Genomic DNA, 22,300 nt, shown 5'->3' on the forward strand with positions numbered 1-22,300 from the left:
TATTCTCTTCCGGGAAATGCCGTCGAATCTTCTCCCATTGGGCATCGCTTAACGTGATCGCCATGACGAAATATCGCCACGCTCTTCACGATGACAAATCAAAAACTGATTTTGAGATAGGTTCTAGGAACCGTCGTCGACCTCTATATACGCTATATCCAACTCGTTCCCCCTGGTCATTTGAATATCGCAGCTTTGGCAGTGGGGGCAGACAAACACGCACTCCTGCACCTCGAAATCCTTCCCGCAATCCCGGCACCGCCCCTGGCAGGGGATGCGGTCGATCTTTAGCTTTGTCGCAGCCAACGCGGTCTCGCGGGTCAAGATCTCAAACCCGAACTCCAGGGCGTCCGGCACAATGTCCGTCAGCGCCCCCACCCGCACCGCCACCGTGGCCACGGAACTGAGGCCCCGCCGCTGCATTTCGGCTAGGACGGCGTTCACGATATTGTCGGCGACAGCGAGTTCGTGCATGGGTTAATCTAAATCCTCGCTGTCAATATAGCCGCCAGGTCTAGATGCAACAAGCCGTTCCGAGTATAGATATGTACTGTTGCTGTGAAACAAGCACCACGCCGCAACGGTTTTACATAGCACACACGGCGGACCGCCATGTCCGCCACAAATCGATCAGGAGAATTGTGTGAAGCAGTTGATTCGCTCAGCGACTATAGGACTTACGATTATGGCTGCCCAGTCGATCCGCGCCGACCGCCAGCCTACCAAACCGAATGACCCCAACGTCGCGAGGACCAGTGTGACCGCGAAGGTCATCGCCGATGAGGGCAAGCCATCGCCGCCATTCGCCAGCAAAGGAGACAGCGCCATGTCAGCCAACGATTACCGGACTATTCCGTTCAAAACCATCACCGGCCACGATTCCAGCCTGGCCGCATTCAAGGGGAAAGTGGTTTTGGTAGTGAATGTCGCCAGCGAGTGCGGCTACACGCCGCAATACGAGGGACTCCAAAAACTGTATCAGACCTACAAGGACAAGGGGCTGGTGGTAGTCGGGTTTCCGGCGAACAACTTTGGCGCCCAGGAACCCGGCACCAACGAACAGATTCTCAACTTCTGCCAAACCAAGTACCACGTCACATTTCCCATGATGGCCAAGATTAGCGTGAAGGGAACGGACAAGCACCCCCTGTTTCAATATCTCACCGAGCAGTCCCCCATCGAAGGGGAGATCAAGTGGAATTTCAGTAAGTTCCTTCTGGACAAAGATGGTAACCTTGTGGCGCGCTTCGATTCTGCGGTCAAACCTGATGCCCCGGAGTTGACTTCCCGCATAGAGTCCCTATTATAGCCTCGTATTCCGCCTCCCGTTGAGGGTGCGGCCTCTCTCGCTTCTCAGCGGATGCGCGACCTTGTGTGAAACCTCGCGTATTAAAGAGCTGTGGTGGTGTAACCTATGTACCGTCTCTTTGTAGCCGTAGACCTCCCGGAAGATGTAAAACAACACCTCGGAGCCATAAGCTGTGGCGTGCCGGGTGCACGCTGGATGGAGCCTGCTCAGCTTCACTTGACGATTCGTTTCATCGGTGAGGTCGATGGGGGTGTATTCCGCGATATTCTCGACTCTCTTCGAGAAGTTCAGGCACACGCGTTTGACCTCACGCTCAAGGGGGTCGGTTTCTTCCCACCGCGAGGTGTGCCGGAAACCATCTGGGTGGGAGTCGAAAAGTCCGAACCGCTGAAACTGCTTCGAAGCCGGGTAGAAGCAGCCCTGGCGCGAGCCGGGGTCGACCGTGACAGCCGCAAATTCGCGCCGCATGTGGCGATCGCCCGCCTCAAAGAGCCCCATGTGGGACGGGTCGCCGGGTATCTGACTGAATATGGCCTTTTCCGGGTGGAACCGTTTCAAGTGGCAGCGTTTACGCTCTATTCAAGTAGTCTCTCCTCATCCGGCGCCATCCACCAGGTCGAAGAAGAATACCCGCTCAACGGCAAAAGGAACTGACTCGTTTGAAAAGTCTTCGCAAGGAGCTTTGGTTCAATATCCCCAGTCGCCGGGGGTTTGTGAACATTACTCCTGATGTACGCAAGGCGATAGCCGAGAGCGGCGTGCGGGAAGGGATCGTACTCGTCAACGCCATGCATATCACCGCGTCGGTGTTTATCAATGACGACGAATCAGGTCTGCATCAGGACTACGACAAATGGCTTGAGAAACTGGCGCCGCATGAGCCGGTCTCAGGTTACCGCCACAACGATACAGGCGAGGATAACGCCGATGCTCACATGAAACGCCAGATCATGGGTCGCGAGGTGGTAGTGGCGATCACCGACGGCCAGTTGGACTTTGGCCCATGGGAGCAGATATTCTACGGCGAGTTTGATGGTCGACGGCGCAAACGGGCGCTGATCAAGATCATCGGCGACTAAGCATGCTCTTTCACTTCCATTACATAGAGGATACCAGATGAACTCACCGAGAATGCGTCGCGTATGCCTGCTTCTCGCGGCAGCGTTACTCACGGCTGCTGTGGCCTTTGCTCAGCCGACACCGCCGGTCGCGAAAATCATTCCGAAGGTAGATACTTCCTTTGGCGATATCCGAACCGACAACTACTACTGGCTTCGTGAAAAGACAAGCCCGGACGTCATCAGCTACCTTGAGGCGGAAAACGCCTACACCGATTCGGTCATGAAACATACCGACCCCCTCCAGAAGAAGCTGTACGACGAGATGCTGGGGCGAATCAAAGAGACCGATCTGACAGTACCGGTCAAGCACGACGACTATTATTACTACAGCCGTACCGAGGAAGGGAAACCGTACTCCATCTATTGCCGCAAGTACAAGAGTCTGGACTCGGCCGAACAGGTGATTCTTGACGTTAACGAATTGGCCAAAGGGCACGATTATCTGGCGGTCGGCGTCCTCGATGTCAGCCCCAATCACCAGATGCTGGCGTACGCGTACGACACGGCCGGCTCGGAACGGCTGGCGCTGCGGTTTAAGGATCTCAAGACCGGCGTCGTGCTGCCTGAAGTGATAGGCAACACCACGTATGAAACCTCGTGGTCCACCGACAACAAGACGCTGTTTTATGTTACGCTCGATGATGCTGCACGCGCATACAAGCTGTGGCGGCACACGCTCGGCGAGGACCCTGCGAAGGATGTGCTGGTATATCACGAACCGGATAGCGCCTTTTCGGTGGGGATCACGCTCTCCAAAGACAAAGCGTTCCTGCTCATGCGACTGACCAGCCTGGTGTCATCCGAGGTTCGCTACGTGGCGGCCGACAAACCAGCCGGTGAATTTAGAACCATCGAGCCGAGACGCCCCCAGGTTGAATACGAAGTCGAGCATATCGACAAGCGGTTCATCATTCGGACCAACGACAATGCACTCAACTTCAGATTGGTGGAAGCTCCGGAAAAAAATCCCTCCCGGAACAGTTGGAAGGATATCCTCCCGCACCGCGATTCGGTCCTGGTGGAGGGAATGGATCTTTTCAAAGAATATCTGGTCGTGTTCGAGCGTCGTAACGGACTGCCGCAACTGCGCGTCAGCCGGTGGAAAGACGGCAATCTGCACTACGTGCAGTTCGATGAGCCGGTGTACAATTTCTACCCGATGGGAAACCCCGATTTCAACAGTCATATCGTGCGCTATAACTATACGTCGCTCGTGACCCCGAGCTCGGTCTACGACTACGACATGACCGCTCGGACGCGTGAATTGAAGAAGCAGCAGGAAGTCCTCGGCGGCTACGATCCCACACAGTACCAGTCCGAGCGGCTGTTCGCGCCGGCCCCCGACGGCAAGCTGGTGCCGATTTCACTGGTATACAAGAAAGGGTTGGAGCGCGACGGCAACAACCCGATGTTGTTATATGGTTACGGCGCCTACGGAATCTCCAGCGACCCGAACTTCTCATCAAACCGGCTCAGTCTGTTTGACCGCGGTTTCATCTATGCCATCGCCCACGTGCGCGGCGGCTCGGAACTGGGACGGCAATGGTACGAGGACGGCAAACTGCTCCACAAGAAGAACGGCTTCACCGATTTCATCGCATGTGCCGATTATCTGATAAGCCAAAAATACACCTCAGAAGAAAAACTGGCCATCAGCGGCGGCAGCGCCGGCGGTCTTCTGATGGGCGCGGTCACCGTCATGCGGCCCGACCTGTTTGCGGTGGTTGTCGCCGACGTGCCGTTCGTGGATGTCATCAACACTATGCTCGACGAGTCGCTCCCACTGACAGTCGAGGAGTTCGAGGAATGGGGGAACCCCAAGGTGGAGGAGTACTACCGCTACATGCGCTCGTACTCGCCGTATGACAATACCGTGCCAAAAGTCTACCCCGCCCTGCTCGCCACCGGTGGGCTGAACGATCCGCGGGTCAGTTACTGGGAGCCTTCTAAATGGGTGGCCAGACTCCGCTCCGTAAAGACCGACAGCAATCGGCTGTTACTCAAGATCAACATGGAGGCGGGACACGGCGGCTTATCCGGGCGCTACGGGCGACTCAAAGAGATCGCCTTTGAATACGCCTTCATCTTTGACATTTTGGGGATCAGACGATAACTGCGCCCGGACAAACGACTATAAGCGAAAACGGTCACCTCACTACGAGGTGACCGTTTGCACACATAATCAAGCGCAGCTATCTACTTTTCCATCATCTGATAAATCCGCCCCTCGAGCTGCAGCAGCTGCCCCGGCGTGGAAGCCAGTTTCACCATGTTGAGAATCTCCATGACACTGGCGACCTCTTCCACCTGCTCGCCGACAAACCAACCGTTGAAATGATAGGTCGCCTGGTCTTTCTCGGCCAAAGCCAATTCGGCGATCTCGTGAATCTGACGAGTCACCAGCTTTTCGTGCTCAAGCGCTGCCTCGATAATCTCCTGTGCCGTAGTGTATTTAGTTTTCGGCTCCGGAAGCGCCGTCAAAACCACTTCGGCTCCCTGGTCCAGAAGGTACCGTGCGATCTTCTCCGCATGCTCACGTTCTTCACCGGCCTGGCGGTAAAACCACTTGGCGAAGATCGGCAGCCCCATCGTCTCGAACGAGTAGGCCATAGCCATGTAGGCCCACGAGGAATAGAATTCGTGTTTGACCTGCTCGTTAAGACGAGCCGCGACTTTCTGCGAAATCATCATGGTATGTATCTCCTTTTTCATGTTAAATGCCCATCGCTATTCTGCAAATATCAACCGACGAGTGCGATTGTGGTTCCCAAGATCGAACCGTACGCGACAAAAATCAAGCGCCAATGAAATCGCCGCTCAATTGAGCATCGAACAATGGCGGACAAATGAAATCCAGTTTCAAGAATGCCTGCCAAATGACACTCCAAGCAGAAGGGACCGGCGTGAACCGGTCCCTTGCTCAACCAAATCGTCCGATGATTATTTCACCAGCAGCATCTTCCGTGACATAACAAAGCTGCCGGTCTGAAAGCGGTACAAATAGATGCCGCTGGCCGCGTTGCTGCCATCCCATGCCACGGAATGCCTTCCAGATTCCATTGGCCCGTCCACCAGCGTTGCAACGTGCTGGCCGAGCACGTTGAACACCTCCAACCGCACGTGTGAAGCGGTAGGAAGCTCAAACCCAATCTCGGTTGACGGGTTAAACGGGTTCGGGAACGCCGCGTTCAGCACCGGGGTCGATGAGGGTGTCTTTGATTGTTCAACTCTGCCCTCCGATTCCACGCAGCCATACAGCAGAATGCCCGCGCCATATACGGCATAGTCAATCAACGCTTGAAGATCGCTGATATCCACCTGACAGTCGGCGTTGACATCGGCATTGTTCGGTTCCGGAAGAGGAACGCCGAAGTGCAGGAATCTTATTACCTGCAACGCATCTGCCCAGTTTACGTAGCAGTCGCCGTTGGCATCGCCGGGCAGACTATCGCAATGAGCCCTGTTGATCACCCGCAACGCAGCCTCCCGGGCATCCGCTATGCCCCATCCGGTAGCGGCATTCCAGCCCGGGTCGTAGCCCTCCAATGGCTTGGCCGTCTGCGTCAGGATGTCGTACAGTGTCGCCGCCGAGAGCGCCGGGTTCGCAGTCTTCATCAGTGCGGCGACACCACTTGTGATCGCAGCCGACATGGAAGTCCCATTCCGCCTGGAATAGCCGTAGTTTGCGGGAATCGTGTCGCTGGGAAACTTGGCGTAGCCGCCAGTGCTCAGAACATCTACGCTTGGTGCAACCATATCCAACCAGGCGCCCCAGTTCTCACCCGCACGTATAGGATGGTGGTCATAGGGGTCTCTAGCCGATCCACTGACCGCGAGTACGAACGGGTAGGCGGCAGGATAGACCACACGCGGGCAATCTACCCCCAACCCGCAATTACCTGCTCCCGCTATGAGCGCAATTTCTTTCTGATAGAATGCCCGTTCAAGCAAGATGTGCAGATCGCGATTGTCGAACGGCCAAAGGCCCCAACTGAAGTTGAGAATATCCACATCACAGGAATCGATCAGATACTTGAGATCGGATACGTAGCGAGTGTGGCCGTGGTCCCTGAGTACCATCTTGGTGCGCGGTGACACGCCAACTATGCCTCGTCCATCCGGAACGGTACTGATTTTCCCGAGTGCCGGAACTGCCGTCTCAGAGGCAGTCGCCCCGCACACACCCGCCACCGCTGTGCCGTGATTGTACGTGCTGTTGAAGGCTGCACTACTCTTGGGAGAAATATTGTACCGGATGTCAGGGTGGTAGGCCGGATTGGTGCCGAAGCCGTCGTCATCGATCCCGATCACCACCTCCTTGTTGTCGGATATCCCCTCACAGACCAGATCCCAGGCACCGAATGCATTGACGCCGCCGCTGTCGTATGGGAACAGGTAATACTGGTTTACCGTCGAGTCATTCCGGTACTGGCACCGTGGCTCGTGCTCTGGTTCAGGTTCCTCAGAGGAACTTGCCGGAATACCGATCTGGAACGCCTCCTGCACGCCATTCACGCCCAGCAGGCTCTCGATGGCGTCTTCCGGCGTGGCCGTACCGGAAAATCCAATATGATAATGTCGAGACAGGTCTCTGAAGAAGACGCCTTCTTCCGTGAACACCGTAAACGTGTCATCCGGGGTGGCGTCGGCCCAGGTCTTGCCGAGCCAGACGATGTCAAGCGAGAAAAACTGGACCAGCATGACGGAATCGATCACTGCTTCTGCCAGCAGACCGCTGTCCACCGGCGCGACAACCTGGCCGCTGACAACGGCACTGTCGACGATGTTCGCCAGGACATACGACTCCGGAGCAACCGGATTAATGTTGGGCCTGAACCAGACCTTGCTCATTTCCAGTGGCAGGCGGGTGGCTGCGGGTAGCACAATCATGCCGATCTCATCAGACAGCCGCAGCAGGTTCAGTGCTGATTGCGGAATGGCCGGCGGCACGCTGCTCCGCCAGCTTTTGAGTCGCTCGGCCTTGTCGCGGACAAAATTGCTGCCCGGTGCAAGACCACTTGCCGCGCCTGTGGACACGGCAACACACAACAATACAGTCATGACAACCAGGCGTCGCCAAAGGTTTGATCCTTTGATACGCATAGGGCAAAACTCCTGTTGTGGTGAGGATGGTGAATGCTTAAGAACTATGGTGAGGCATCAGACGATGACGGGCATTCGCCCGCCATTAACGTGTGGTAATAGTTATCACCTCCCTTCAATCCCTGTGGTCGGCATCACTTCAGCAGAATCATCTTACGGGACTCCGTCCGACCGTCAATGCTGAGTTGGTAGAAATAGACTCCGGAGGCATGCTCTCGCGCCTCCCATCTCACCTCGTGGTGTCCCGACGACTGGGGACCATTGACAAGAGTCGTGACCCGCTGTCCGAGCGTATTGTAGATAGTCAACTTGACGGCTGCGCGACGGTTCAGGTCATAGCTGATCGTGGTAGCGGGGTTGAATGGGTTAGGATAGTTCTGGTTTAGCGTAAAGAGCCAGGGGAGTTCCGCCGGGTCGCCGGCGGGCGCATCCGTAATGTCGCTCCAGTCGTAGATGAGTAAGCCGTACTCGTTGGAGATATACACATGTTGGTCGTCGACGGTCACACCGGTGGTCCAGTGGGGAGTTGGAACAGAAGTGCTGATGCGTGGCGTATATGGATCGGACACGTCAAATATGGTCACGCCATCATAGCCGTTGGCAACGTACAGGAACGGAAACCGGACTGTATAGTCAAGAGTTGCGTATGAGTGAATCCCCCCGATCTCAGCCGGTTGTGCTGGGTCAGTGTGAATATCATAAATAACGACTCCCCCCCATGTCGCGACGTAGAGATAGCCGTTTTGCACTATCGTTTCGCCTGCCCACCAGTCATCGTCAAAGTATGGCAATAGCACGGGGCGGGATGGATCGGTTATGTCGACCACCGCTATTCCTGCATAGACGTCCCCGATATAGGCATAATTGCCATTCAGGGCTATTCCACCTGCATCATTTCGAGTCCTTAATGTTCCAGTGACCTTGGGATTGACAGGATCGGAAATATCGATCACATACAGTCCGGCCTGCCCACATGTGGCGTAGGCAAGATTACCCTGTACCACGACTTTCAAGCACTCCCCACCGGTGGGCAGGCTGCTTAAGAGGCACGGTTGGTCAGGATCGGCCACATTCACGACCTCCAGCCAGCCGACCGCAAGGTAAAGCAGGGTGTCAGCAAGATAACCTGCTGTGGCTGTCCCTGTTGTATAGTAGGTCCCGCGCACGGCCGGGATATCCGGATTGATCAGATCAACCACAGTGAGATCGGCGCTGGTGTCATCCGACCCCTCATTGCCGTAATACAGGGCATACGCAAAGCGACCACCAGGCACTACGGCGGTGACGGATGGAGGAAACGTATAGCCGCCTATTCTCGTGGGATTCGCCGGATCGGCGATATTCACCACGTGCAGGTCAACAGAAGGACTGATGTACTGCTCCCCAGTGGCTGCAGCCGGTTGTGAACGGCTGCGGAGCGCCGCATACTCAGCATCACCTTGCGGACCGAAGTCGGAGACATACATTAGCGTATCCTTCACTGCCACGGCGCCGGAAAAATAGAACTCATAGTACCCCTGCATCATCCCGTATCGGCTGACAGTGTCCGGATGAGCCGGATCGGCAATGTTTATCAGGGGAACCCCCCGCCTGCCGTTAGACATCATGGCGATACTGTCGGCAAGTGCCAGTTGCCACACATAGCCGTCGAGTTCAATGGAGCCCGACAACGCTGGATTGTACGGATCGGCGATGTTGATCACGCTGAATGCGGAAATGGCGGCAGGCCAGAAACCGCTCAGATTAGCCACCAGGAGCAGCGTGTCCTGTGGGCCTTGCTCAAAATCGACAGGAATATACGGCAGACCACCGGGATCAAACTGCTGCAGACTGCTTATCTTGACAGGGCTTGTCGGATCGGAGATGTCAATAACCCAAATCGATGCATCCATCGAGCAATAGGCAAAACTGCCGAGCACCTTCACGCTGTACGCATACATGTTGGAGTCGGCTACATGCAAGGCGCCGACCTCAACGATTGAGGCCGGTTTGGAAACGTCCAGAATCTGAAGCCCACTGTGGGTACCGCTGTACCCGACATAGGCCAGCGTGTCCACAACATCCAGGGCCCGGCTTCGGTCACGCAACAGGCGAGTGCCGGCCACTCGGGGACAGGCGACATTCGATATGTCCACAACGTACAGCAGGCTCTCTGCCGCGATGTATGCCTTATCTCCCCTCACCCGAACTTTCCTTGTGGTCCCCGGCGACAGGTATAGTTCAGAGACATACCGCGGGTGAACCGGATCGGTAACGTTGAGAAGCAGCAGACCGTTCACCGTTGAACAGACCAGCGTCGTATCATGCACGACAATACCGGTGATGCCGCTCCAGAGCGTGCTGCTTCGATAGGTGACGCTGATGTCGGCAGCCAGCGTGGAACTGATGCTCTCAGCGACGATCAGCGCGACCAGCAGAGTAATACCAATTGTTCTCATAAGGTCTCCCAGTCGGTTTCAACTAAGTTACGGCCGAGTCCGGATTAAAGCAAACCCCTCACCATTGGCCGCTCCTCGGACCCGGCCTTGTCAGAGCGTTCGAATGATGGAGCAAGAACTCTCACCTCATCCACAACCGCCAGCAGCAACCGTCGTGCCAGCCGGTCACACCTGAGCATCGTGTGACCGTAATCTTCTGTGTGACAGAGGAATAGACGAATGAGCGGTCCATTTTGATTAGTGGCGAGGGAAGGTGGGTACGTGGTTCTTTCGCGATTTTTTCGCGAAGATTCGCGAACGCTCGCTAAGCTGTTGTGCGACAAGACGGAAATTCGCGAACCGATTCGCGAATGTTCGCGAAAGGGGACATGCGAAACACGAAACAATGGCGGACAAATGAAATCCAGTTTCAAGAATGCCTGTCAAATGACACTGCAAACAGAAGGGACCGGCGTGAACCGGTCCCTTGCTCAACCAAATCGTCCGATGATTATTTCACCAGCAGCATCTTCCGTGATGCTGTAAACTCCCCGGCATTCAAACGGTAGAGATAGATCCCGGAAGCGCATCCGGAGGCATCCCATCGTACTGTCTGTTCGCCCGGGTCGCCGTCCCCGTCAAACTGCGCCACTTTCTGTCCGGCGAGATTGTAGATCGTCAGCGTGTAATGCGCGGCTGTCGCCAACGAGAATCTGATCGTGGTGGTTGGATTGAACGGATTTGGATAGTTCTGGCCAAGCCAGAACCGGTGTGGCAGGTTGCTCTTTCTTGACGTCAGTGCCGGGACTTCGAGTCGATTCCCATTGCCCGACCACACCATTGGTTCATTGGTGAGAGCACCATCGATCTCGAGGAAGAACGGCTCGCCCACGCCAATCCCGCCTGATGCGCTTTCAACGTTTCCGTACACAGGCATGAAGCCGAAAGAGCTATTCTCGCCAACCGACCCCATCCCGACCTTCTCGCTGGTCTTCGAACGCGCGACTACGCCGGTCCCCTCCGGTACCCTGGCGCCGTCGACAACAAGCGTCTGTGCGTACAGATTTACCCATGTCGGCGATGTAACCAGCTCATCCTCGTGCGTCTTCGACGCCGTCGTGATGGGCGAGATAACCATCGTGCAGTCGGAACGGACCTGGTACCATATACCAGGAGATGCCATCTTCAGCCAGTATCCCCTGTAGCGATGCATCTCAGTCAGTGTATTAAACGCCGAGCCCGGCTGCCATATCTGAATGCCGTTGTCAAAACTGTACGCCACGAGCAAACGATCCGCGATTGTAGCGTCGGCTATTTCGACCGACATCGGGAACCCCGGGAAATAGGGCGCTATATTCCACCCTGCCTCAAGCGGAATACCGGTGTAGTCCGGTACCTGCGGGCCATCCAGGCACAATGTGTCGGGACCCCGCATCAGAAACCAATAGCCATGGAGATGATCCGCGGACCTCAATGTCGAGAACTGCGGCAGTGTCGGATCGTATGTCAATCCGCCCTGCTCGAAACTCAGAATGACAGTCGCATTCTCCATCACACTGGCTGCAACCGAGGCAACGTCGTCGTCAGGTGTGTCGATATTCCACGAAATCAGGTTCCAGCCCGTATGCAGCGGAAGACACGTCTCCCTTGAGGTGAAGAACTGGCACACTTCGATCCGGTCGCCGTTGCTCGTCCACACGATCGGCCGTTCGGGGTAAACTGCTTGCCAACCGATACGGAATCGGAGAGTGTCCCCCGGCACAGCTCCTTCGTCAATATCGTGCGAGAGCGTGTCATCGCGATAGACCGGCAGGAAGCCGTAAGCGCCGTTGATGTCAACCAGTCCCCTTCCGCAAAGCACGCCGGTCGGGTCGAGCACATCGATAGTACCCCCCATTTGCAGCGGAATGCCGTCCAGCGTGGTGAATGAGCAATACAGATTGACCCACTGATCGGTGGGGTGGACCACGTCGCTCGGCTGTAACACTTTGAGTGTCACGGTAACATGCTCTGGAAGTGTGAGGGCATCGTCGGACTCAACTGTAACATCGGCCGTATACGTGTCCGCCTGCAAACCGGCGGGATTCACAACCGCCGTCACGGTCCCCGGAGTGCTGCTGATCGCGTTGGACAGCGTCAGCCAGCCGATAGATTCAGATGCATGATAGCCGATCGAGGCCCCGCCGAGAGCGTTGACGGTGAAAGCCTGCGGCGGGGGTGTCGAACCGCCCAACGTATACGTGAATTCGAGATTCGGCGGATCGACTTCGAGCTGCCGGGTGCTGAGCAGAAGGCGCTTCAATTCTGTGATTGATGACAATCGATCAGTTCCCTGTCCTACCGCCATTTTGAAGATCACCTGCTGGCTGTCGCCGGGTCGGAACGTGAATGGCCCATAACTGGCCATCATCCGCCGATCTGAGGGGTTCACATCAAGGTCACCGGTTCCGGCCACCGGATCTCCCGGGTGCATAAAACGCGTTCCATTGGGCAAAGGAGTGCCGTCGGAATTGAGACCTCGCATATAATTGTAAGTCTCCGCGTAGCTGTTTGGGTCGGTACCGTTGATGTACTTATTGAAAGCGCTCATCGGTAGATTGCGGTAACCAAACAGAGTATGCCCGAAGAACTGCGCGGTATCACCGTGCGAAGGCACCACTGGTCCCACCAGCGACCGTAACCCGACTGCCGGTACGCTATGACCGTACTGCATGTCCATATTTGTGGCGTTGTAGCAGAACCAGAGGTTGTTCAGCGTGTCACAGCCAACCAGGTCATCGGATGCACCGCCAAGATCTGGGTCGGACCAGAGGCAGATGTACATGTCCCTGATTGTGCGGTTCCCTTCATTGACGAGATCGTACCGGATGTATACGGCGTTACCTTCGCCTCCTGCCCTCGTGGCGATGGCCTGCGGGCGGGTGGCTGTGAAGGTCAGACTGTCCGGAACTGCGTATCCTTTCTTTGTGGTGATACGGAAGATTGTTCCGGTCTCAGGCATATCCTGAGTGAACGGCGGCGCATCTCCGCCATTCCAGTTCACGAAGACAATTCGGGCCAGAATCTCGGTCTCGCGTTCGCCGGAATAGGTTCCGTTGCGCATATCCGCTTCTGCAGCCAGGTAGCCGGCGCGACCCGGCGTATGATCACTGGGATCCTGGAAGTAAATCCAGTCGGTGTAAGGATCATTGTCGCCGGCGGAAACCGAATGTTCGTACCCACCACCGCCGTACGTTGTCGTACCCCAGTTGGATAGATTGAATATACCGTTCTGGTCCCAGTCCCAGAGCCAGGGAACTAACTGATAGTCATTCGACGGGTCATCGGGCGTGCCGGAACCGATGTCCCAGAGCTCGAAGGGTACCCAATAGTACGCGCCGGTCCACTCTATGCCGTCGTAGGCATAGCTTCCGCCAACGCCTGGGTAATCATTGGATCCGGTGAAGCGGATTTCGAGATTGCGTCCTTTCAGATACTCGGTCAGGGCGCCCGACCGCGTGGTGCGACTGACAAAGGAGTTATAATCACCCCGAGTGCCGCCTCCCGATGTTCCCCCGTCATCCCCCGTATGAATCAGCCATTCGCCGTCGCCCACCTGCTGACGGTCAGTAGGACTGGCGGACGGGAACCCGGCAAATTGGGCTGCGGCTCCTTCGGATGGAACCAGTGGCCCAGCTGCATTGGCGACTGCCTCGAAATTCGAGAATGCCACCATCGTCTCACGTACGGAAAGCCGAAACCCTTCAACCACCGGTCCGTCATCACCACCGTCGAAATCGGTCTGGTGAGAGAGAAGCACGATGTTGTCGGTCAGGTTGACCAGACTCCATACCGGTCCCAGGACCGGATCATCACTTACCTCGACCAGGTACTCGTCGCCGGTGATTTGCACCGGATCGACCACATACGCGGTAGCCACTATTGACGACGGGCCGATAGCAGTGGCGCTGTATTTGTTGGGCAGATAAGCGAAATCACTGCCGGATGACTCCGAAGCCCACACCGTCTGGCGGACCTCTATTCCCAGCGGCTGGGTGGCACCAGCGTTATTCCAATGCTGATTCGGGTCGGCGTCATTGTACACCGCCCAGAGCATCTGGTCCCCTAACATGAGAAGATGGCCAAGACTGTCGACTGGCACCCCCTGGCCGAGCGGTATTTCCAGATAGTCCTGATTGGGGTTTCCGGCAAGACTGTCGCGATACAACTTGTAAACTCTGAAACCCGGCTGGTCCGGCTGAAATGTTCCACCGGCCATTGGTCCCGGAACATATTCCGAACTGTACTCAGACAAGGCAATTCGTGTCTGCCCCGTAGCCGAATCAACACCCCCGAGCCACAGGCCGCATGACCAAAGCGGGCTTGAGGTCAACGTGCCATTGTGAATGGCATCGACTCCCGCATACGGATAAAACGTGCCGAAATCGTATCCGAAAATGTCGGTAACATCCCGCCCAAGTTCGCCGTAGTTAGTGACGAACATCAGTATGTTGCCGGCATCGACATAATGCTGGTTATCGAAATTAGCCGCCACGGTCGGCATGCTCTTGGACGGTTTCTCAGGCGGCGCGGCAAGTACTATCGCAGCAGCCGCCACCAAGACTGTGACTACGGTGGAGAACAGTTTCATGATAATCCCCTTCATATTTGCGGCGGCGACACCAGTTTCCCCTGTAACCCACTGTAGGTGCGCCAAGCGGTTCCCCCCGCCAGTTTATGAGGTACCAGACCCTTCGGTTATAGGAATGATATCCATAAACTACTCACCAGTCGACGTTTTGTCAATGCAAAAGGCCGCCCACAAGCGAGCGCCTTCGCGACAGAAAGGATATGAGGGAGGCGGTTACTTATGGGCAGTTCGGCAGGGCGGCGCTGAAAAACAGAAAATCGATCAGTGCCTGGAGATCGGAGATATCGACACTGGCAGAAATGTCGACATCGTTCTCCTCGAAACAGGCCGATATCGATCCGCCGAAGAATAGAAAATCAACCATCGCCGACAAATCGGAGATATCGACAATATCGCCGCTGTCACCATCGACGTTACCGGTGATGCCGGTACAGCACGGACCGGTGCTAACTTTGATCGTGTCGACCATGCCAAAACTCACGTGCGGCGTACAGTGATACGGAAACGGGCCCGGCCCATCGGCCAGCACGAACGCCACATCGAAGGTCTGGCCAACGGTAGCCATCGAGCCGGAGTTCCAGCTCTTTGGGGAACCGACATCAGATGTAGAGGTGTGAATCCCGGACACCACATGCCACCGGACGGTATCGCCGTAATTGACGACCGTTCCGATCGGCGAAAACGAGAACCCGGACATGTTAATGTCATGGATCGTGGCATACCCCGGCACCGTAAGAGTCAGCAGGGTCATGCTGCTCAGAGCGAAACGAAGAGCAGGGCGCATAGCTGTCATTCCTCCTTGAAGTCGCCGCACAAAACGGCAACTGCTGCCATATTGTCTCAGCCCGAAGGCGGACCCTGAACTCCGGGGATACGTAAACGAAAGAAGATGTCAGTTAATGATCCGTGGTGAGGGCGCGGACCAGCGCTATCGCTTGGAATATATAAAGTGGGCCGATTATGTCAAGTATTATTCAGGCGCGAGCCGGATCGACGCCCGGCCGGAGTGGAACCGCACTACTCCGAATCCGCTTGCAGGCGAAGCGCCACGATATCCAGCAGGGTGACAAACAGCGCCGCCACCAGGGGACCGATGATCAGGCCAACCAGCCCGAAAATCGCCACCCCGCCGGCCATCGAGAAAAACAGCATCATCGGGTGCATCGCCGTTCGCCCGGCCACCAGATACGGACGCAGCAGGTTGTCCACCTGACTGACAACGATTGTCCCAAATATGAGCACGATCAATCCCTTGATCCAGGAACCACCCAGGATCAGGATCAGCCCGGCCGGAATATAGACAATGAACGCACCGATAAACGGCAGGATCGACAGAAACGCCATGATCGCGCCCCAGAACAGGGCCGAGGGGATCCCCACGATCCAAAACAGCAGACCACCCAGAAGTCCCTGCAACAGGGCGACCAGCAGCCCGCTGTACATGGTGGCGTAGATGACATCGCGGAGATGTACGAACGCCGTATCCGTCTGCTCGGCCGACAGCGGCATGAGACGGCGCAGCCGTTCCACCAGAACCGGACCGTCCTTGAGGAAATAATAGGTCGCGAACAGCATCATCAGAAAATACAGCACCGCTTTCGTCGCGTTCGTTATCAGCCAGGTCGTCTGCCCTACGATTAGTCCCCCGATCTTGTCAACCGAGTTCTTGGCCAATTCGTTCACATCGAGCCGGGACAGGTCAACATACGCGGACAGTTTCTCAAGCAGGTCGGATAACCATGGAATATTGACGTGCAACAGTCTTTGGAGGTCTCCGCTGGCATAGAGTTGGTTGACACGGATGACCGCGTTCGAGGCCTGGTCGACCAGCGCCAGGAACAGATACGTCACGGGACCGATTATCAGCACCAGGATCACAAGGTCGATAATGAGCGCTGCGATGCCGGGACGTTTCACCCGAATGAGCAGTTTCTCATACGGCGGGTAAAACAGAATCGCGAACACCGCCGCCCAGGCGAGCGGCACGAAAAACGGCGCGATCAATCGGTAGAACAAATAGAACGTGGCGGCAGCGATTAGAAAAAAGAGCGAGATGACCAGATGTTCGCGTTTCATCGATTAACCCTGCTCGAAGTTGCTGCAATCTATCGAACCTCAATATGCGAATCAACAGGGAACGCGGAACTGTGCACCAATTACGCACACGTAGGTATAATGGACCCGCCCTTCCGTCTTGGTATGGTTTTGTAACATGCCGAATGGCAATAGGTTACGGTGCTACAGCGTTTTCCCGCTTGTCGCTTTTTACGTCACATGTAGTCTTGACCTATCCCCGGGCAGCTCTTTATGGTCGCGGATTCTACGGAGTGAAATCGAATCAAGCGACACGAACGGCGCGGTGTCGTCGACCGGCCATTTCCGTGAAATTCCTAATCACTTGGGGTTAAGGATGTTAAGAGTCCCGCCGATGTTATTTGATAGAACTAACTGACAATAATGCGGACGCAGACTTAGCCATGTCGCTGTTCGTGATCGTTAACGACTCACAAAAGGAGTTCACAATGGCTACGAGAAGATGGAAACCGACCAACCGTGCGAACTGGCGCAAGAGCAACAGCCGCACCCAGCGTACCCGTTCATTCAACAAGGGCGGCCGTCCGTGGTCGGCTCAGGAGATCGCGTTCCTGCGCAAATTCTATCGCTGCAATGAGACCAAGTGGGTGGCTCGTCAGCTCGGCCGCACGGCGTACTCGGTGCGCTACAAAGCCTCCTCGCTGAACATCCGCAAGTACAATCCCTCGCAGTGGAAGGGGAACCACGGCGTGACCTCTCCGAAGCCGGCGCAGAAGCGCTATGGCCGGTCGCATAAGACCCGCTACTACGCGCAGCAGATTCGCCGTCGCCAGCCCCGAATGGCCCGCAGCCGTCGCATCACTCGGACCAACCGCTGGTAGTTGGGAACTCTCCACACGCCTCGAGCGTGTTTAGACCCGCTTTCGCACGAGAGCGGGTCTTTTTTTGGCCAACATGGCGACACTGCGATTGCGTATATTCTCGACGGACAGCCATCGCACCCACCGCGAGCCTTCGTCTTCGCTCAGGACGGCGGCGGTGGGGTACCTGTGGAGACAAGATTATCGCACCCACCGCCCACCGCAAGCGGTGGGGTACCCCGCCCCTTGGGGCGGGACGAACAGAAATGGAGATGCACATGCCAGTTGTCAAATACCGCGATATGAAACTCGGCGAGGTCAAAGCCGAGGGCGTGAAAGACGCCACCAAGGCCAATGTCATCGGTTCGCCGGAAGGCTGGCCTGATCATACGCTGCGCGTGTTTCGCCTCAAACCGGGCGGGTTCACACCGCACCACCAGCACGACTGGGAACATATCAATCATATCATTAAAGGGCGCGGACGACTCCGTATCGGCGACAAGGTATACGAATTGGACGCAAAAGATTTCGCATTTGTGCCGCCGAACACGATGCACCAGTTCGAGAATCCGTACGACGAGGAGTTCGAGTTTATCTGCATTGTCCCGAATAAAGGGGCGTATTGACAGGCGTCGCCTGTTTTGCCGCTTCGCGTCTGATGACGGGTTTGTGAAGTGCGTCACAAGTCCCCTTGTGCCCTCCGGCAAATCAACGTATCATCTCCATCGAAAGATCTCGTAGGGCAGAACCGCTTCGGGTTCTGCCATTGCGAACTCGTATTCGTAAGAACGAACATTTCCAGGATACAGGAGGCAGCGCCTCATGGGACATTACCGCGTACCACCACCAAAGAATGAGCCGGTGCTCAGCTATGCTCCCGGTTCGCCGGAACGGGCCGCTCTACAAAAAGCTCTCGCCGAACTCAAAGCCAAACCAATCGAAATTCCAATGTATATTGCGGGCAAAGAGGTCCGCTCCGGACAGAAAATAGAAATCCGCTCGCCGCACAATCTCAAGCAAGTGCTCGGCTACTATTACCAGGGGGGTGAGGCGGAAGTGAAAATGGCGGTTGACTCCGCGATCGAAGCCGCCGGTACCTGGTCGGTGTTGCCGTGGGAACATCGCGCGGCGATCTTTCTCAAAGCCGCCGACCTCATCACTGGCCCATATCGCGCAACCATGAACGCCGCCGCCATGCTGGCGCACTCCAAGAATATCTTTCAGGCGGAGATCGATGCTGTCTGCGAACTGGCTGATTTCCTTCGGTTCAACGCGTACTTCATGCAGCAGATCTATGATATCCAACCCGCCAGTGCGCCGCAGATTTGGGACCGGCTGGATCATCGCCCGCTCGAGGGGTTCGTGTTCGCCGTCACGCCGTTCAATTTTATCTCGATCAACGGCAATCTCCCTACCGCGCCGGCCATCATGGGGAACGTGGTGGTCTGGAAACCGGCCTCGACGGCCATCTACACCTCGCATTTCATCATGAAGATCCTCCGCGAGTCGGGCATTCCCGATGGCGTCATCAATCTTCTGTTTGCGCGCGGTTCCGCGGTCGGAAACCTGGTGCTGAAGAACAAGCATCTCGCAGGGATTCATTTCACCGGTTCCACCAACACGTTCCATTCCATGTGGAAAACAGTCGGCGAGAATATCGCCAACTACCGCACCTACCCGCGCCTGGTCGGCGAGACCGGCGGCAAGGATTTCATTGTGGCGCATCCGTCTTCGGTCCCGGCGCAAGTAGCAACCGCCATCACGCGCGGCTCGTTTGAGTACCAGGGGCAGAAGTGCTCGGCCTCGTCGCGCTGCTATCTTCCCAAGTCCCTGTGGCCGCAGATCAAAGAGATTCTGGTCAGACAAGTGAACGAACTGAAGATGGGGGACCCGGAGGACTTCACCAATTTCGTCAACGCAGTAATCGATGAGTCCGCGTTCGATACCATTACATCGTATATCGAATATGCCAAGAAATCCAAGGACGCCGAAATCCTCTGTGGCGGCACCTATAACAAGTCGAACGGCTACTTCATCAAGCCGACTGTCGTGGTGACCACCGATCCGCATTTCAAGTTGATCGAAGAAGAAATTTTCGGACCGGTAGTGACGTTGTACATCTACGACGACACAGAATTTGCCAAGACATTGCATTTGGTGGACCAGACCTCGCCGTACGCGTTGACCGGGGCGATTTTCGCCACCGACCGCAAAGCGATCGAACTGGCGGAGCGGACGCTTCGTCACGCAGCCGGCAATTTCTACATCAACGACAAACCGACCGGCGCGGTGGTGGGGCAGCAGCCGTTTGGCGGCGGTCGTGCTTCCGGGACGAACGACAAGGCGGGTGGTATCCAGAATCTGTTGCGCTGGACCTCGCCGCGCTCGATCAAGGAGAACTTCGTCCCGCCGACGGACTACCGATACCCGTTTATGGGGTGACAGGCGACGGATAGTTGGTTCGTTTTCGTGCACTCATCGGCCTATCTCGTTGTGGCACAAGGGGCGATTGGGTTCGTTCTGTCGTTTTTATCACACCTGAATAGGTGTGTTACCGGGTTTTGAGAGCGACTCTTTCCATTCCGAGCTTTAACGTCACACAACAACTCATTCATGTTGCGGGCGGCGGTTTGGTTTAGTGCATCTATAAACATGGCAGATTAGGGGCCTTTCTGCTAAAGGGGCAGACAGTTGGGAATAGTGGTGAAGTTGTAGGGAAAATGGGGGGCAGCAGGGCCGTTATTATACTTTTGGGGCGAAAAGTATAATAAGGGTTGGGGCTATTATACTTTACTAACATTGGATGGGTTTGTCATTCCCGTGAAAACGGGAATCCAGTGGGATAGGGCAACGGCTGGTTCCCCGCTTTCGCGAGGATGACAGAAGGGGCGGGGATGACAGGGGAGGCATGGGGGCGGTGAAGGGAGCGCGAGTGTTGACAGTGAGTCGTGTTGGCGGTATCATAGTATCTGAAGCCCATCTTATAGGAACACCGAGTATCCGGAGTTGCCGAGACCGATGCGGGACCGTAATCAGACAACGCAATACGTCGTGCAAGTGATCCTTCACCCGCTGTTCATGCTGAGTCTGCTGGCCTTGATCATCAATGATCATCTTCTGAAGGCGCATCACCCGTCGTGGCTGACCGGCAAACTGAGCGACTTCGCGGGACTCTGCGTCTTTGTCGCCCTTTTATTTGCAATCCTTCGCCGACGTATCACGACAAGTCGTCGGCTGGTGATTCTCCACGTTGTGGTCGGCATGCTGTTTGTCATCTGGAAGCTGTCTCCGATTGAAGGCCTGCTTGCGACCGTCAGCAGCCTAATAAGTCCCTATGTAGTCGGTCGCACGCGGGATGCCGGCGATCTTGTAGCGCTGCTCGTGCTTCCACTCTGTCATCTGGTGTTGCGTGGCGCAATAGTCGACATGGGCACGCCGGAACGGACCGAGGTACACTGGCGGATTGCGTCGGTCCTGTGGCTGACGGCAGCGAGCTTTGCAGTGGTGGCAACGAGCATACTCCCGCCATATACAGTACGCCAGGAACATCCACTGCCGCGCGGCGCCAGAACAGACGCCGAAGTCCTGTTCCGAGCCGAGCAGACACTGGCGCATCAGGGAGTGCAGGTGCTTCGACGAACGACCATGGAGGAGGGTGTATTTGAGTATCTGGTTGGGTGCGACACGGTGATCGTGTGTGGTCCGGGCAGCTCAAAGGCGAAACCAAGGCAATTTCGCCTTAAGGGAACTCTCAAGCTGTCGCTCTCGGATCCCCAGGTTCTTCGCGTTGTCGCAGAGATTTGGACGTATGATAAGATTCGGTATGAGGAGTCCTGGAAGAAACCGATTGTCGATTCGGTTGTTGCAATCCGCATTGTCCGGCCCGTGTTGGAGGAGCTAGCCAAGTGAACCGACGAATCTGGTTAGCGGCTACTCTGCTCCTCGGCCTTGGGATGCAGTCGGGCTTCAGCGGACCCCTACCTATCCCCGTTCATCGCTTCTTGCGATCACTTCCCGTCCGAATCATCTACCGGGAATCGCCTACCCCGGAGCGTCCTTCGTATTCCAGAGGTGAGGCTTTCTCGACGTGGCGATACCGCACCACACTTGACACCGGCGCGGTCGAGAGCTTCATAGTGATTCGCAATGGATTCATGGTCGATCATACTGAGTACTCGTATTTCTTTCCGCACAATTCGACGACTGCACGGGATACGCTGATGGAGGCGGCGGACGGTCAGGTTGGTATCTTTCGATCTAATGAACGGACTAAACTTGCCACTGAGGATGAGGCTGCGTCGATACAAGAGCTCATTGCCCAGTATGACCGGGAGGTTCGCGCGTATGTGAGTTACCGGGATGCCTACGCACGAGACAAGAGGGAACTCCGCGGCGAAATTGCGATTGTGGCAGCGGGCACCGGCGTGACGGCGTTACTTCTCGCCTCCGACAAGAAGAGGGAGAGAAATGCGGGGTATATCTGTGCCGGTGTGCTTGGATTGGGAGTGGCGATTGATATTGCCTGTTTCCCGAAATTTCTGCGGCTGAAGAAGGAACGGGACGCTCGATATGCCGCTCTCTCGCAATGGGACGAGCAGAGGACGCAAAGAATCCTCGATTCGTTGTCACACCTGCCGGCAATGGGGCCTTAAGGTGATCCGGACAGTCACTTTTACGCGTAAATCGACAGTAGGGGAACCGAGATTGACTTTATGAAAAGGCCGACGTCTGCGATACCTTACCGGTAATACGAAGCGACGGTAAGGAAAGGAGACGCGGCCATGGGCAATGTGTATGTTGGTGTTGATTTGCACAACAAGAGTTTT

Annotated in this window: 16 protein-coding genes; 9 read left to right on the forward strand and 7 right to left on the reverse strand. The window is 56.0% G+C overall.

The genetic code is table 11. The annotated features are described in order from the left end of the window. Window positions 1–123 precede the first annotated feature (123 nt). Window positions 124–474 (reverse strand): hydrogenase maturation nickel metallochaperone HypA, encoded by a 351-nt coding sequence (hypA, locus tag AB1644_12360; protein MEW6051837.1) that lies wholly within the window; start codon window positions 472–474, stop codon window positions 124–126. A 352-nt stretch (window positions 475–826) separates the two neighbouring features. Here hypA and AB1644_12365 point away from each other — a divergent pair, with 352 nt between their 5' ends. The 4 genes from AB1644_12365 to AB1644_12380 all read left to right on the forward strand — a co-directional run bounded on the left by AB1644_12365 (window position 827) and on the right by AB1644_12380 (window position 4,543). After that, the gene (locus AB1644_12365; GenBank protein ID MEW6051838.1) at window positions 827–1,309 is read left to right on the forward strand and encodes a glutathione peroxidase; all 483 of its coding nucleotides are present in this window, start codon (window positions 827–829) and stop codon (window positions 1,307–1,309) included. A gap of 105 nt (window positions 1,310–1,414) precedes the next feature. Beyond that, on the forward strand, window positions 1,415–1,963 hold the full coding sequence (thpR, locus tag AB1644_12370) for an RNA 2',3'-cyclic phosphodiesterase (protein MEW6051839.1): 549 nt from the start codon (window positions 1,415–1,417) through the stop codon (window positions 1,961–1,963). A 5-nt stretch (window positions 1,964–1,968) separates the two neighbouring features. After that, window positions 1,969–2,388 (forward strand): secondary thiamine-phosphate synthase enzyme YjbQ, encoded by a 420-nt coding sequence (locus AB1644_12375; protein ID MEW6051840.1) that lies wholly within the window; start codon window positions 1,969–1,971, stop codon window positions 2,386–2,388. Between the two features lie 37 nt (window positions 2,389–2,425). After that, window positions 2,426–4,543 (forward strand): S9 family peptidase, encoded by a 2,118-nt coding sequence (locus AB1644_12380; GenBank protein MEW6051841.1) that lies wholly within the window; start codon window positions 2,426–2,428, stop codon window positions 4,541–4,543. An 83-nt stretch (window positions 4,544–4,626) separates the two neighbouring features. Here the strand turns inward: AB1644_12380 and AB1644_12385 are convergent, their stop codons facing one another. From AB1644_12385 to AB1644_12410, 6 genes are all read right to left on the reverse strand, one after another. Further along, window positions 4,627–5,121, reverse strand: coding sequence for a ferritin (locus AB1644_12385; GenBank protein ID MEW6051842.1), 495 nt, complete (start codon window positions 5,119–5,121; stop codon window positions 4,627–4,629). Between the two features lie 249 nt (window positions 5,122–5,370). Beyond that, window positions 5,371–7,533 carry a S8 family serine peptidase gene (locus AB1644_12390; GenBank protein MEW6051843.1) on the reverse strand — a complete coding sequence of 721 codons (2,163 nt, stop codon included), beginning with the start codon at window positions 7,531–7,533 and terminating at the stop codon, window positions 5,371–5,373. A 134-nt stretch (window positions 7,534–7,667) separates the two neighbouring features. Further along, window positions 7,668–9,971, reverse strand: a complete 2,304-nt coding sequence (locus AB1644_12395) for a T9SS type A sorting domain-containing protein (protein ID MEW6051844.1) — start codon at window positions 9,969–9,971, stop codon at window positions 7,668–7,670. 490 nt (window positions 9,972–10,461) lie between these two features. Next, window positions 10,462–14,580, reverse strand: coding sequence for a T9SS type A sorting domain-containing protein (locus AB1644_12400; protein ID MEW6051845.1), 4,119 nt, complete (start codon window positions 14,578–14,580; stop codon window positions 10,462–10,464). 217 nt (window positions 14,581–14,797) lie between these two features. Next, window positions 14,798–15,364, reverse strand: a complete 567-nt coding sequence (locus AB1644_12405; GenBank protein ID MEW6051846.1) for a plastocyanin/azurin family copper-binding protein — start codon at window positions 15,362–15,364, stop codon at window positions 14,798–14,800. A gap of 233 nt (window positions 15,365–15,597) precedes the next feature. Next, a complete protein-coding gene (locus tag AB1644_12410) occupies window positions 15,598–16,656 on the reverse strand; it encodes an AI-2E family transporter (protein MEW6051847.1) in 1,059 nt (352 codons plus the stop codon). A 446-nt stretch (window positions 16,657–17,102) separates the two neighbouring features. Here AB1644_12410 and AB1644_12415 point away from each other — a divergent pair, with 446 nt between their 5' ends. The 5 genes from AB1644_12415 to AB1644_12435 all read left to right on the forward strand — a co-directional run bounded on the left by AB1644_12415 (window position 17,103) and on the right by AB1644_12435 (window position 22,126). Continuing rightward, window positions 17,103–17,495, forward strand: a complete 393-nt coding sequence (locus AB1644_12415) for a hypothetical protein (protein MEW6051848.1) — start codon at window positions 17,103–17,105, stop codon at window positions 17,493–17,495. A gap of 257 nt (window positions 17,496–17,752) precedes the next feature. Further along, entirely contained in the window at window positions 17,753–18,100 is a 348-nt protein-coding gene (locus AB1644_12420) for a cupin domain-containing protein (GenBank protein MEW6051849.1), read from the forward strand. Window positions 18,101–18,296: 196 nt separating this feature from the next. After that, window positions 18,297–19,916: an L-glutamate gamma-semialdehyde dehydrogenase gene (gene pruA, locus AB1644_12425; GenBank protein ID MEW6051850.1), complete on the forward strand. Its 1,620-nt coding sequence runs from the start codon at window positions 18,297–18,299 to the stop codon at window positions 19,914–19,916. Between the two features lie 576 nt (window positions 19,917–20,492). Next, a complete protein-coding gene (locus AB1644_12430) occupies window positions 20,493–21,383 on the forward strand; it encodes a hypothetical protein (protein MEW6051851.1) in 891 nt (296 codons plus the stop codon). After that, the gene (locus AB1644_12435) at window positions 21,380–22,126 is read left to right on the forward strand and encodes a hypothetical protein (protein ID MEW6051852.1); all 747 of its coding nucleotides are present in this window, start codon (window positions 21,380–21,382) and stop codon (window positions 22,124–22,126) included. The genes AB1644_12430 and AB1644_12435 overlap by 4 nt, the downstream gene beginning before the upstream one ends. Window positions 22,127–22,300: the final 174 nt, after the last annotated feature.

Source organism: Candidatus Zixiibacteriota bacterium (assembly GCA_040753875.1).
Classification (GTDB): domain Bacteria; phylum Zixibacteria; class MSB-5A5; order GN15; family FEB-12; genus DATKJY01.